The 14,251-nt window shown below is 42.7% G+C and carries 12 protein-coding genes; 10 read left to right on the plus strand and 2 right to left on the minus strand.

The window, feature by feature from the left end; genetic code table 11:
- Positions 1 to 7: 7 nt before the first annotated feature.
- The 7 genes from NXZ84_RS01250 (at position 8) to NXZ84_RS01280 (ending at position 6,317) form a co-directional block, all read left to right on the plus strand.
- Positions 8 to 799, plus strand: coding sequence for a nucleotidyltransferase domain-containing protein (locus tag NXZ84_RS01250; protein ID WP_258838490.1), 792 nt, complete (start codon positions 8 to 10; stop codon positions 797 to 799).
- Positions 796 to 1,236 carry a hypothetical protein gene (locus tag NXZ84_RS01255; RefSeq protein WP_258838491.1) on the plus strand — a complete coding sequence of 147 codons (441 nt, stop codon included), beginning with the start codon at positions 796 to 798 and terminating at the stop codon, positions 1,234 to 1,236. The genes NXZ84_RS01250 and NXZ84_RS01255 overlap by 4 nt, the downstream gene beginning before the upstream one ends.
- Before the next feature lie 23 nt (positions 1,237 to 1,259).
- Complete coding sequence (locus NXZ84_RS01260; protein ID WP_258838492.1) at positions 1,260 to 1,688, plus strand: hypothetical protein; 429 nt, start codon at positions 1,260 to 1,262, stop codon at positions 1,686 to 1,688.
- A gap of 2 nt (positions 1,689 to 1,690) precedes the next feature.
- Positions 1,691 to 2,944: a glutathionylspermidine synthase family protein gene (locus NXZ84_RS01265; protein ID WP_258840301.1), complete on the plus strand. Its 1,254-nt coding sequence runs from the start codon at positions 1,691 to 1,693 to the stop codon at positions 2,942 to 2,944.
- 32 nt (positions 2,945 to 2,976) lie between these two features.
- Entirely contained in the window at positions 2,977 to 3,411 is a 435-nt protein-coding gene (locus NXZ84_RS01270) for a DUF350 domain-containing protein (protein WP_396654021.1), read from the plus strand.
- Between the two features lie 110 nt (positions 3,412 to 3,521).
- A complete protein-coding gene (locus NXZ84_RS01275) occupies positions 3,522 to 4,154 on the plus strand; it encodes a DUF4291 domain-containing protein (RefSeq protein ID WP_258838494.1) in 633 nt (210 codons plus the stop codon).
- Between the two features lie 93 nt (positions 4,155 to 4,247).
- On the plus strand, positions 4,248 to 6,317 hold the full coding sequence (locus NXZ84_RS01280) for an SBBP repeat-containing protein (protein WP_309495445.1): 2,070 nt from the start codon (positions 4,248 to 4,250) through the stop codon (positions 6,315 to 6,317).
- 47 nt (positions 6,318 to 6,364) lie between these two features.
- On the opposite strand, the gene NXZ84_RS01290 is transcribed toward NXZ84_RS01280, so the two are convergent.
- A complete protein-coding gene (locus NXZ84_RS01290; RefSeq protein ID WP_258838495.1) occupies positions 6,365 to 8,344 on the minus strand; it encodes a poly-gamma-glutamate hydrolase family protein in 1,980 nt (659 codons plus the stop codon).
- Positions 8,345 to 8,562: 218 nt separating this feature from the next.
- Entirely contained in the window at positions 8,563 to 11,031 is a 2,469-nt protein-coding gene (locus tag NXZ84_RS01295; RefSeq protein WP_258838496.1) for a golvesin C-terminal-like domain-containing protein, read from the minus strand.
- Positions 11,032 to 11,367: 336 nt separating this feature from the next.
- Between NXZ84_RS01295 and pgsB the strand changes: the two genes are divergently transcribed.
- Genes pgsB through NXZ84_RS01310 form a run of 3 tightly spaced genes read left to right on the plus strand, consistent with a single transcriptional unit; the run spans position 11,368 to position 14,240 of the window.
- Entirely contained in the window at positions 11,368 to 12,585 is a 1,218-nt protein-coding gene (gene pgsB, locus NXZ84_RS01300) for a poly-gamma-glutamate synthase PgsB (RefSeq protein ID WP_258838497.1), read from the plus strand.
- A 13-nt stretch (positions 12,586 to 12,598) separates the two neighbouring features.
- Positions 12,599 to 13,054 carry a poly-gamma-glutamate biosynthesis protein PgsC gene (gene pgsC / locus NXZ84_RS01305; protein WP_258838498.1) on the plus strand — a complete coding sequence of 152 codons (456 nt, stop codon included), beginning with the start codon at positions 12,599 to 12,601 and terminating at the stop codon, positions 13,052 to 13,054.
- A 10-nt stretch (positions 13,055 to 13,064) separates the two neighbouring features.
- Positions 13,065 to 14,240 (plus strand): CapA family protein, encoded by a 1,176-nt coding sequence (locus tag NXZ84_RS01310; protein ID WP_258838499.1) that lies wholly within the window; start codon positions 13,065 to 13,067, stop codon positions 14,238 to 14,240.
- The last annotated feature ends 11 nt before the right edge of the window (positions 14,241 to 14,251 follow it).

A 14,251-nucleotide genomic window follows, 5' to 3' on the forward strand; every position in this document is an offset into this window, starting at 1 on the left:
TTAAGTCATGGACGCAGTCATCAAAGAAAAACTAGCACAGATTGAGCAGGAAGAAGGAGTAACGGTTCTTTATGCAGTTGAATCAGGGAGTCGTGCGTGGGGATTTGCTTCAACCAACAGCGACTACGACGTCCGTTTTATCTACGTTCGCTCTAGTAAGGAGTATTTGCGATTAGAGCCTCCACGGGACGTGATTGAAAGACCCATTGATGATGAGCTCGATATTGTGGGCTGGGATTTATATAAAACACTACGTTTGGTGCACAAATCAAATCCCTCTGTTATGGAATGGCTGGACTCCCCGCATATTTATGTGGAAAGAGGCCTGTTAGCGGTCACGTTGCGCGAATGGACGCAAGCGAAGTACTCAATGAAAAGGCTTACTTATCACTATCTACATATGGCTCGTCGCCATTATACTGAGTTTATCGCTGAACAGGAACGTGTAATATTAAAAAAATATCTGTATACGCTACGAGCTGTGATTGCGATGAAGTGGATTGAAGAACGGGGATGTACACCTCCGACGCCATTTGCTAAAACGGTGGCGGGTATTGATTTGCCGTTAGAGGTGGAGCAGCAGTTAAACGAATGGTTAGAGATTAAAAAAAGATCACGTGAAAAGGACAAAGTTGTGAGCAGCAGAATCATCAATACATATATTGAAGGCGAGCTGCAACGCTTGGAAGAAAGAGTGCCCCAGCTGCCAGATTGCTCTATCGAGCTGGAACTTTTGGATAAGGTGGCGTGGGAACAAGTGCAGGCATGGGATCATAAAGAAGACGTGACTAACAGATGAAGCGACTTCAATATAGATGCCTACAAATCGATGAAGAACCGTCTGTACTCGCCGAATACACGCGCATGGAAGAAGAGGAGGTCCATGCGCGTCTGCTCTGCGATTATTATGTATATGGCACACACGTATATACAAAGGAATCGCTCCTGTATAGTGAGGAACAGACAGTGATCTATGTAAGTGTAGCAAATGATGAAGAAGTGATCAGCAATGAACACGTGTTGCGACCGAGTTGGCGTGGAGTGAAGCTGGAAGTGCGCCAGTTTAAAGAGGAATCAACTTATTATCCACTTCTAGGAACATGGTATCTGTCTCGCTATCCGGAGGTCATGATACGTTTGGTTGTGGATCAGATTGAGGTGAAGGGGAAAGTGTGGATAAAAACCTCGACGGAGTTTGATGAAAACCGGAAAACATTCGTACTTTATGTTCAATAAACATTAGAGGAGGGGAGCCGGCGATGAAGGAAATAGAAGAGAGACAAGCTATAAAACCAACTGAGCGAAACTATCGTTCGACGTTCAAGATGGTAAGTTTATTTGCCTCAGCAGCATTGGTTGCCACCGGTTGTGCTCAAAATATGGCTGTAGAGGTGGAAGAAGAAGAAGGTTTCGGTAGCGATGAGAATACCACAACAGAGGGCACTATTGAAGAAGAGACAACTGAAGGGGAGATAACTGAAGAAGAATGGGAGGAAGGAAACGAGGAAGATTTGTGTTATGACGAAGATGAGGACGGTTACTGCGATGATGGTGATGGTCGCGTGGGTGGTACCTATATAATGAAAAACGGAAAGAAGATATATAAGAAGATAACAGGGAAGTCCTCTTCTTTTTCAAATGGGGGAATCGGACGAAGTTCATCATATTCTGGAAGTGGCGGCGGGTGAGAATGGTCAACCATGTCTATGAGGAAGAGCGGCGAGAGATTTATTCTTCGATGGCTTCAGAAGGTGTATTTACCTGGGATCGACTATATGAACAAGAGTACGCTTTGGCAAGTTGTTTCCCCCTGTCCGCTTCGCTCCACCGTCAATTGCGTGTAGCAACGGAAGAACTAGGAGAGGTGTTTGCTCGTGTGATCACTGTCGTTCAAGCAGGAGAAGAGGAGCTATTTCATACTCTGGGTATTCCCCCTGCCATCCGTCGTGCAGTCCGTCTCAGTGTGGATCCTACCCAAGCAACGACGATTGGTCGCTTCGACTTCGCCAATACGAAGCAAGGTGTAAAGATGTTGGAATTTAATGCAGATACACCGACGGGAATTGTGGAGGCCTTCTACGTAAATGGACGTGTTTGTGAGGCGCGGGAAGAGATCAACCCTAATCAGGGGAACGAAGCAGATTTGCGGAAGGCATTCGCCCATGTACTAAAATGTTATCGCGATCAAGGATATGAGACGGAAAATATTGTGTTTAGTGCGCTGGGGTGGCATGAAGAAGATGCAGGGACGACTCGTTACCTATTGAAGCAATCGGGGTTGAACGCACACTTTGTTCCGCTGGCTGATTTGCGTGTACAAGGGGATCAGCTTTACGCACAGATCGAAGGTAGACGCATGCCTGTACATGTCTGGTATCGGTTACATCCTCTAGAAGTATTGGTGGAAGACCATGATGATAATGGTTATCCGACAGGGGAGCATGTCTTGGACTTAGTAGCTGCGAAAAAACTGGCTCTTATCAATCCCCCTTCTGCTTTTATTGGCCAGACGAAAGCGTTACAGGCATTAATTTGGAGTCTGCATGAAGAGGGAGAGTTTTTCACCCCTGCAGAACATAAAATCATCTCCACTTACATGCTACCTACTTATTTAGAAAATCGTTTTACACGTCAGCCCTATGTGGAAAAGCCGATCTTCGGACGAGAGGGAGGAGCGGTTGTTCTCTATAATGAAGCTGGCGAGATAGAGGCTCAAGACGGGGCTGAGCATTATTGGAATCAGATGAAAGTGTATCAGCAACGTGTGGAGCTAGAACAGGTGGAAACGATGACCGAGAAAGGTCTCTTTAGAGGTCATCAATTGTGGGGTTCCTTCCTTATTGGTGGAAAAGCATCTGCTGTCTTGTCGCGCATCGATGGTCCGATTACGGGGAATTTATCTTATTTTTTACCTGTAGGATTGTGTTCAGATGAAATTGACTAAAGATTTATTGGAGAGGGGAAAGAACGCTTATGATGGAGCAATGGCCGTACATTCTTAATTTCTTAGCATATTTAGGGGTAACACTGCCAATATTAGCATTTGGTATCTTTCTTTTTATGATAACGACGCCTTACAAAGAGCATCAACTGATTAAAGATGGGGCAGCAACGCAAGACATACAAAAGGTGCATGCCGCCAAAGCCGCTTCCTATGATTTAGGCGGAAAAATCCTTGGTCTGGGTCTTGTTCTCGCATCTGCTGCCATGCATGCGGTAAGCCTGCTTGATCTGGTGGTGTGGGGCGTATTGGGAGCAGTCTTTCAAGTACTCGTATTTTATCTATTTGAACTGGTTACCCCTTTTCGCGTCGTGTCAGAGATCCCCAAAGGAAACATCTCTGTCGGGATCTTCACTTGCTTCCTCAGTGTGACGACTGGGTTGCTCATGGCAGCGTTAATCAGCTATTGATATATAGAAGGTAGAAACCGGACGATAGCTAATCGATAGTAAAAGGTATAAAAGGACAACTTGGATGAGAGTTGTCCTTTTATCATGTGAATATTGGAGGAGAATGAAGGATGAATTTACGCACAGAACCTTATATAGAACAGATGGAGCGATGGCCACGAGCGGGTAAACATATTATGGCTCAGCATGACAAGGATACGATCGTCGTATACCAAGCTTATACGCCTGCGATTGGCCTTTATGCGGCAGAGCATCAGCGCTTTGGTGACAGCTTTAAATTTACACGAATGAGTTGGATTAAACCCAACTTTCTCTGGATGATGTTTCGTTCGGGATGGGGAATGAAAGAGAATCAAGAAGTTACTTTGGCAATCACACTTAAAAAAGAAGGTTTCTTGGAGATATTGTGGAAATCAGTTGCCTCTACGTTTGATCCCACACAATATGAAACGTACGAAGAGTGGAAAACAGCAGGTGTAGAGTCAGATGTCCGTTTACAATGGGATCCTGACCACGATCCAACAGGAGCAAAGGTGGAACGACGTGCGCTGCAACTCGGATTACGCGGAGATACGTTACGAAAGTATGCGCACGAGTGGATCGTCCAGATCGAAGATATTTCCCCCTTTGTACAGGCTCAGCGAGAGTATGCACTGCAGGGAGAGGTTGAAAAACTGTGGAGTCCAACTGAGACCCCATTATATATAGAAGAGAAGGACTTAAGAGCGAAGTTAGGAATGTAACGAGTAAGGAAAGTAGCCTCTTGTCTGCTCCACACCATCGTTAGGTGCTCCTCATATGATGAAATATCATACAGATGGGAAAGGGATGGGCTTGTGGGCACAAACGAAGCAAGGTGGTTGACGGAGGAAAGTGTAGGGACCTTGGACTGTAGGAGCAGTTTTGTCACAGGGGTGGATGGACAGAAGAAGATGAGTCTTCAGTGTTATCCCGAATATGTGTGTTATTGGGTGAACAATCAAAGAGCGCTCACTCTTCATTTTTATGGGGCAAGTTTAGCGATGACACGTCAAGTTGATGGAGAGAGTGTGACGTACTGTGGTGTGTGGCCGGGGATCGACGTGGTGTTTCAGCGACAAGGAGCAGACATAAAGTATGATCTCCTTGTGCATCCAGGAGCGCAACTCAGTGATATTCGCCTTTATTTTGAAGGAAAACAAGGTATAGAGATTAATGAAGAGGGGGATCTCTTACTTTACACTCCATTGGGTCTGTTTCGCGAACAGAAGCCGATCAGCTTTCAATGGATAGCAGGAAAAAAGATGCAGCTGGCAACATCTTTTTGTTTAAATAAAGATGGTTGTGTTGGATTTGAGATTTCTGAAGAGTATGATCCCACTCAGCTTTTGCTAATCGACCCGATTGTTTTTTACTCTACTTACTTGGGTGGGTCTAATGCCGACTTTGGGGAAGGAATCGCGGTCGATTCAACAAGAAATGCTTATGTGACAGGAACAACCTCCTCATCCAACTTCCCCACCACATCGGGCGCATTTCAGACAACAATAGCAGGAGGTAGTGATATCTTTGTAACCAAGTTAAATGAAGCAGGAAGCTCACTCATCTATTCCACTTTTTTAGGTGGCAGTGGAGGGGATAGTGGTAGGGATATTGCGCTGGATGCTCTAAACAATGCATATGTAATTGGAACGACGGACTCAGCCGATTATCCCGTTTCTTCAGGGGCTTTTCAAACGATCCTTGCAGGTACGACCGATGTGTGCATCACAAAATTAAATAGTGGAGGCACATCACTACTATATTCCACTTATTTAGGTGGAGCGAATGGAGTAAGTAGAGGCGGGGGCATTGCCGTCGATGGCAGTGGGAATGCATACGGGACAGGAAATACAAATTCCTCTTCCTTTCCCACGACTACCGGGGCTATTCAAACGGTATTTTCTAATTTTTTGGATGGGTTTGCATCTAAGCTTAACGCATCGGGCTCGTCTCTTCTTTATTCCACTTATTTAGGGGGAGCTGGGAATGACCAAGGTTTTAGTATAAGTGTGAATAGCAGTGAACAAGCATTTATTGTCGGGTCAACTACTTCAACTAATTTCCCTGTAACCACAGGGGCATTCATGACCGTTTTATCAGGACCGAGGGATGCTTTTATCTCACGAATCAATGCAGCAGGCACATCTTTCGTCTACTCTACCCTGTTGGGGGGAAGTGGGGTAGATTCAGGGATGGGCATTGATATTAACAGTATCAATCAAGCATTTGTTACGGGAGTAACGACTTCGGATGACTTTCCCACCACCGCCAATGCGTTTCAAACGATTCGGAGAGGGGCAAATGAAGGCTTTGTTACGAAATTGAATTCGGTAGGGAGCGCCTTGGTCTATTCCACCTACTTAGGTGGGGCCGGCCCTGATCAAGGAAACAGTATTGCAGTGGACTCATTTGGTCAAGCGTGGGTGACAGGAATAACCCGCTCCACGAACTTTCCTATCACCTCAGATGCATTCCAAGACAGCTATGGGGGAGGGGGCTCTGACTTTGCTGCTTTTGTAACGCAAATCAGTTACTCAGGGCAGGGGCTTTCATTTTCTTCGTATCTAGCAGGAAGTGATAATAACTCTGGGAATAATATCACGGTGGATATGTTAGACAATGCATATGTTACAGGGGAAACCAATTCTGCTGATTTCCCTGTCACCTTCGATGCTTTCCAGCAGACATTTGGTGGTGGCAACTTTGATGCATTTGTGACCAAGGTAGGCACGCTTGCAGAAGGCGTGACCGGTCCCGCCGGTGCTACTGGACCGACCGGACCAATAGGTGCTACCGGCTCTCCAGGCCCCCGCGGTCCCAGAGGCCGAAGAGGACCACGAGGGCCACGGGGACCGCGGGGAGCTGGTGGTGGCGAGGAAGCGTAGGGAGAAAAAACTCCTACTACGTTTTCGTAGTAGGAGTTTTTTCTGATCTATTGACTGATGCGTTGGATCTGTAAGATATCGTCTTTGCGCTCATCGTCCAGTGATTGATATTGAACCCCAGATGATGAGTAGCTTAGGAGAATGGTATCGTTATCAACATAAAATGCGACGTAGTCGGATTTCTGATCATCATCGAAATCAAAAAAGATGAGATCACCTGGCTGAGCTTGTTCTAGTGAAATGCTTTTACCCAATTGTCTTTGATCATTGGTATAGCGGGGCACACCAGTACGGTGGTCGTGAAATACTTTTTGTACAAATTCAGCAGTATTAGGTGTAATGATGATTGGATTTCCCCCGTCATCATGGGGCATTACATCTTCTATCTGGTCTTCTCCTAAGTAGCTTAGAGCTGTTTGATATATTTCTTTGTTTAGTGGGATTGAGCCATTAATATCTAAAATTCGTTTACTTTTAACCCATGCATCCTGCCAGTAGGAAGAAAATGATGTATAGGTTACACCGCGAGAGACAGTGGAGTGAAGTAGGGTATCTTTGTCGATATACATTGCTACATGAGTAATAACGCCATCATGATCGCTGTCGAAATAGAGGAGATCTCCTTGCTGTAATTGATCTTTAGGAAGATCGATACCTACTTTAGACATATCGTGAGCGGTATTAGGAAGGGAGATATCCACTTCGGCGAAAACGTCTCGGATAAATTTAGAGGAATATGTTCCCTCTTCACCATCTTTAGAATGAGGGGTTCCTAAATATTTCTCACCTATCTGAACGATCTCCGATTGTGAGGTTACAGGGAGGTGCTCATCAAAAATTCGTCTAACACTCACAATGTTATTTTTACGTTCATCTTTGAAATAGGTATAATTCGCCCCATATTCTTCGGTAGCATGAAGAAGTGTATACTCATTAATATAGATTGCTACATGATGTATTTTCTCTAAATTAGGAGATTCCTCGATATTATCAAAGAAAATCAAATCACCTTTCTTTAACTGCGCTTTAATATTATTGAACTTGAGGCGCTCACCCTTTTCCTTAACTGTTCCGTCACCTACAAATTGATCTGGCTGAGGGACAGAAACGATAGTTTTTCCTTGTGTAGATTGTTCGCGTGAGTTTCTCAATAATGTGACACCAACTTCTTTGTAAATTTGTTGTGTGAAAGAGGAGCAGTCAAAAAGAGGGTTTTCTCTGCTGTATGGACCTGTGCCCCATTTGTAGCGGGTGCCAATATACTTATCAGCTACATTGAGTAAATCAGTAACCTTTGATTGAGCGGGGTAAGTTGCTTCTGAAAAAATGGTTTCCTCAGACTCAAGGGCAGGAACATCAGTACTCCCAGCAATAGATGAGCGAACTGCTTGAATGAATTGAACATAATGTTTGTTTTTCGTGCGGGAACGATCGTCTGAACCAGTATAATCATCGAATAAGCTTTTACGTAATCCTTCTGTCAATTCGATCTGAACCCCAGCCCCTTTCACACCTTTGTTTACAATGTTATCCTCACTTGTATTAGCCATTGAGTTGGAAGCAATACGGGCATCAAAACCAGCTGAGGTAAGGTGTAAGATAATTAAATCCCGTAAATTAGTATCACGACCCCCGATATAGGCGATTTTCTCATCCCCATTGGAGCCAAGAACGGAAATCACTTTCTGTGCGCTTGATACTAGACGAAGTGCATCCGGATCATTAAAGTGAGTAGTATCAATTTGCAGTTCACTATTATTTGAGGATCGGATGCCTTCGAATTTGTATAAGGAATAGTTCTCACCGGCGATTCCTTCAGCAACTTCAGAAGTGCCTGGTTTAATACCCCCACCATGAATTGCAAGCACTGCGACGTCTCGTTCCGTAATACTACGAGAATAATCAACACCTTCTTCCGTCTGAGAAGTAAGCTCTAGATAATCCTTATATGTATTGGTGGCATAACTTATACCGGAGCCTAGTGCGAAAGTAAAGATAAACAAACTGAATAGAACAAATTTTTTCATGTTACTTCCTCCATCTATTAGAATTCATAGATTTAAGCAAAGTCCACTTTATTATAGATAAACGCACACTAGCTAACATTGTATAGGTTGCTGTCTTGTATTTCAAGTGGGAAATAATGTTTTAAATAAGAGGGTGATAGGGTGATAGGTGTATCTGGATTTTAGTATTTATTATGGGATATATATCCCCCTCCGTTTTTAGCAGAGGGGGGAGTGGGTTAGTTGTTTACCTTTTCGATACGGATGCTATCAGCGATTACATATCCATTGGCATCGTCTGTTTGTATGATTTTATTTGCTCCATTGCTAAACTGGTATGTGCCGATATCTATCCATGTGGATCCATCTGTTTTTTGATTAACTAATTTTTTAATGGGTCCATCTGAGGTGTGTACAATGTAGGGTGCATTAGTAGCTCGATCACCTGCAGTCGTATAGTGTACGAATACACGATACTCCCCAGCATTAGTTAGATCAAAGTTCCATGTAAACTGATCTAATCCTGATCCTTTCTTGTTATATTGATAGTTATCTTTATGATAGCCAGGGATGTTTGTGGATGAAACCCAGTTTCCTTTTTGTTGATGTGCAATGTCAGTGTTATCTAAAGTGATTTTGTTTGGGTCATCCTCTGTTTTTTCGATGCGGATCGCATCGGCTATGACGTAACCGTCATTTGCTTTATCTGTTTGTATGATTTGGTTAATTCCGCCCTTAAAGGTGTATGTTCCAATATCAACCCAGGTATTTCCGTTTACAGTTTGGTCAACGTATTTAGTAATTTCCCCGTCCTTAGTATGGATGGTGTAGGGGGCATTTGTTGTACGGTCACTGCCTTGGGTGTATCGTACAGATACGCGGTAGGTTTCTTCTCTAGGCAGATTAAATTTCCATGTGAACGTGTGTGAACCAGAACCTGCTATATTCCATTGATAATTTTCGTTGTAATATCCAGATACATTGGTGGATTTTGTCCATTTCCCATTTTGATCATGAATTGAGTCTGAATTATCAAGGGTAATCACATCTGGGGTCTTCTCTACTTTTTCTAGGCGGATGGCATCTGCAATAACATAGCCATCAGCCCTATCATTTTGGGTGATTTTATTTAAACCTTGCTTAAAATCATAAGTACCAATATCGATCCATACACCACCATTTTGTTTCTGATTTACTTGTTTTGTAATTTCTCCGGAAGTCGTGTGGATGGTGTAAGGTGTATTACTAGCTCGGTCACTGGCAGATGTATAGCGAACAGATACTCGATATGAACCATCATCGGGTAGATTGAAATTCCAATTGAAGGTGTCTTCACCGGAACCAGCTCTATTTCCTTGGTAGTTGCTACTATAATAACCAGGTACATTTGTAGAGTTAAACCACGTTCCTTTAGTGGTGTTCGCAGGATCGGAGTTGTCTACAATAATGGGGGCATCACCTTTGTTATCATAGGCAGGGATATTTAGTAATTCATCTATTGTAACTAGTTTATAGCCTTCTTTTTGTAAATAGGAGATGATAGCTGGTAAAGCCTGTACGGTTGCTTCTCGGTTCCCACCCCCATCATGTTGGAGTATGATGCTTCCGGATCGGGCTTGATTCTTTACAGTTTCCAGAATTTCTGCTGCTGTACGTCCTCTTTCCCAGTCTACGGTATCTACATCCCAGTTAATGATTTCATATCCTCTTTTTTCGATAGTATCTTCAATACCACGAGCAGCTCCGTAAGGTGGGCGCATCATCTTCATAGATTTCCCGATAATACCTTCTACTTCTAATCGGGTATTATCAAGCTGCTCTTCAATCTTCTCTTTGGGCAGAGTGGTAAGCTGTGGATGATTCCAGGTATGGCTGGCAATCTTGTGACCTTCATCATGTGCACGTTTGACTAAGTGAGGATACCTTTTTGCATTCTCCCCTAGTACAAAAAATGTAGCTGGTACATCTTCCTCTTTTAAAATGTCTAGTACTCGTGCAGTATATTCAGCATGTGGACCATCATCAAAGGTTAGTGCTACCTTTTTTTTGTTGCGCGGTCCATTGTAATAGATGGGTTCTTTCCCGTCATCGCTAGGTGCTCGTGAGGGAGTATCTTTATTTATCTTTTCTTTCTCTAGGTATGGACTGTAGTCAATATGGTTATGAGGGTCGTCTGAATCAGGCTTAGTTGTTGCTTCACCGTCAACTCTTTCGAGGCGAATAGCATCTACACTGACGCTACCTTTATCTGCGGCAGTTTGAATAATTTTGTTAGCTCCATCATCAAAATGATAAACCCCGAGCTCAACCCAGGTAGAACCTTTTTCTTGTTGGTTAACCTCTTTCTCAATCATCCCATCGCTTGTATAAATTTGATAGGGAGCTTTTTGAGAGTGGTCAAATTTGGCTGGATAATAGGTGTAAACGCGATATTTACCAGAGGATGGCAAAGAAAAGTTCCAGATGAATAGATTAGGTTTTGTGGACAGGAGATCATCTGCTTGTTTTTCTGTAGACTCTAAGTAATTAAAGCGATAGTGGGATTGATCTTGGCGAGTTTCCCACTCCCCGATAGACTGGTGCATAGGGTCCGAATTATCTAATGTGATAATTTCGGGAGGTAAAGAGGGTTCTGCATTTGCAGGAGTTGGAATGAAACATGTAAAAATTAAAGCTAAGATCATGATACAAATAGAAGCCTTTTTCATATAATCTTTCCTTTCATTACTAGATTAGATCCTAGATTAAGAATATCAGGAATGTGATGAGAATAGAAACCCTTTTACAATAATCTATTATTATCTAGGGATTAAGTAGGGTTTCGCGAAATAAACGAATCCAACTCTTTTCATTCGCCATTTAATAGTCTAATCCTTTTTATTTAGTTAATTTTTAGGGGTGAGGTTACTAAATCCCATCCCGTCGTAAGTGTGAGAATCATCAATTACCAATAGATAGTGATAGACATATGAACAATGATAGGATATATTTTACTTCGTATGTCCTTTTAGATAAAAAATAGCTAAACTACTTAGGAAAATAATATGAATACTATATTTGAAAGGATGAATGGCGTGGGGTTGGTAGCAGGTGCTCTTTTATTATTGCTTGGCTTAGGGGCATGGGAACGAAGACGACATCAAAAAAATATCGATTCTATCTCGCTACGAATTAATATTAATGGAATTCGTGGTAAGTCGACAGTAACCCGTTTGATCACAGGGATCATGATGGAAGCTGGATTGAAAACAATTGGAAAGACGACTGGAACACAAGCACGAATGATTTATTGGAATCGGGAGCAGGAGGAGCCGATCGTCCGTCGTCCGGAAGGGCCTAATATTCGTGAACAGAAAGTTGTAGTGGCGAAAGCAGCAAAAGAAAAAGCAGAGTGCTTAGTAAGTGAGTGTATGGCTGTAAACCCAGACTATCAGATCATCTTTCAGAACGATATGTTGCAGGCGAATATCGGTGTGATTGTTAATGTATTAGAGGATCACATGGATGTAATGGGGCCGACGTTAAACGAAGTGGCAGAGGCATTTACTGCTACGATTCCATATAGAGGATACGTTATCGTAAATGAAAGTCCATTTGTTCCGTACTATGAGGAAATCGCTCGTAAACGACGGACAAAACTGATTGTGTGCGATACTTCGAGGATTTCAGAGGAGTATTTACGGCGATTTGAGTATATGATCTTCCCGGAAAATGCTGCGTTAGCACTCGCCGTAGCAGAGGCGGCAGGGATTGATGAGGAGATCGCATTACGTGGTATGTTGAACGCACCTCCAGATCCAGGGGCTATGGTTGTGTTGCCGATGGGTGATCCAAGTGATCCTGCCTATTTTGTTAATGGCTTTGCGGCAAATGACGCATCATCTACCTTGAATATCTGGAAGCGAGTGAAGGAGTTAGGTTATCCAACAGAGGATCCAATCATCATTATGAACTGCCGTGAGGATCGAGTTGATCGTACGGAACAGTTTGCAAAAGACGTGCTTCCGTATATCCCTGCGGGCATTCTGGTATTGATTGGTGAAACTACTGGACCGATAGCGGATGCTTATCATGCGGGGAACTTGCCAGCGACGGAACTTTATGATCTTGAGAAAGAATCTATATCCTCTATCTTACAATGCTTAGCACCTGTAGTAGATGGTAGAGTGATTTACGGTGTAGGGAATATTCATGGTTCAGCAGAGCCTCTAATCGAGAGGTTTCAAAAATATAAAATTGAAAAAGAACTATGGGTTAGTTGAGGGAGGCTTTATTTTGTCTTTTGGTTCTGATATTTATATTGCTTTGGTTTTGGGAGTGGTACTGAGCCTGCTGTATGCTGAAAAAACGGGAATTGTTCCAGCAGGTCTGGTTGTCCCTGGTTACTTAGCGATGGTGTTTGATCAGCCAATTTTTATTTTAATAGTTTTCTTTATATCCTTTCTCACCTATTTAATAGTGACAAATGGGATATCACGTTTTGTTATTCTATATGGTCGTAGGAAGTTTGCTGCGATGTTAATCGTAGGCATTTTATTAAAGTTGATATTTGATTATTTTTATCCTATAATGCCTTTTGAAATCTATGAGTTTCGTGGAATTGGGGTAATTGTACCAGGGTTGATCGCAAATACAATCCAAAAACAAGGAATGATCCCCACCGTATTTAGTACAATTCTGCTTAGTGGAGCAACCTTCATTTTGATGTTTGCTTATCATTATTTTCTGTAGGGTGGAAACTGTGGAGAACTTAACATTTAAACAAAAGTATTTAAGTTGGGTCAAAAGGCATAAGAAAAAAGCCTCCAAACATACAATTATCGCTACTTCTATTTCATTAGTACTCATTATTTTAATTACTATACTTAGTAACGGTGATGAAATCGTAGCTGTTGAAAAGGATCCAGAAACGGAATTGACAGTGACCCTGATGGGCGATATGATGTTTGGTCGCTATGTGGAACATGCGATTGAAAAGAAAGGGCATTCTTATCTGTTTAGATATATCCGACCTTATTTAGAAGAATCGGATTATATAACTGGTAACTTAGAAAGCCCTATTGTTTTGGCAGATGAATACAAAAAAGCAGATAAAACCACTCATTTTCGTACAGGAAGAGATACAGCTAAATTACTAAGCGACATGGGGTTTACTACTGTGAATCTAGCCAATGAACACGCCCTTGATTATGGTGAATCGGGTCTAGCTGATACGTTAAAAGTTTTTGAGGAATTGGGCGTAAGAACGGTTGGTGCAGGGTTAACTCGGAGAGATGCTAGCAAAATCTCTTATTCTGAAGTGAATGATTATCGTATCGCCACCCTCGGCTTTACTGATGTTGTACCAGCAGGATTTAAAGCAACAAGTGACAATCCTGGAGTGTTAACAGCCTCACCCAAAACTTATATGCCACTAATAGAGAAGGCTAATCGCAATGCTGACATGGTAGTTGTTCATGTTCATTGGGGGCAAGAGTACGATAGTGGTACACATCCTAGACAACGAGAAATTGCAAAGGCGATGGTAGATGCTGGGGCAGATATTATTGTGGGACACCAGCCCCACGTCTTAGAACCTGTAGAGGTATATAAGGGTGCCGTTATTCTTTATAGTTTAGGTAATTTTATCTTTGATCAGGGTTGGTCTCGCACGCGTGAAAGTGTATTGGCACAATATAAGCTGACTAAAGACGGCAATGCACGTGTAGAATTGATCCCGGTATATATCAGAGAGGCGAGTCCTAAACCTTTAACTGGATGGGAGGGAATGTATCGGAGGAATAAAATATTTTTGCAGTTGAGTAAACAGACAATGAAGATAGAAGATCCTGTAAGGTGGGATCGTGAGGGAGACAAATTTATGTTCGAATTGGAGAGACCTAAAGGGCTAGAAGGTGATGGATCAAGTGGGCAATAGATGGTTTCATA

This window comes from Mechercharimyces sp. CAU 1602, from assembly GCF_024753565.1.
Classification (GTDB): domain Bacteria; phylum Bacillota; class Bacilli; order Thermoactinomycetales; family JANTPT01; genus Mechercharimyces.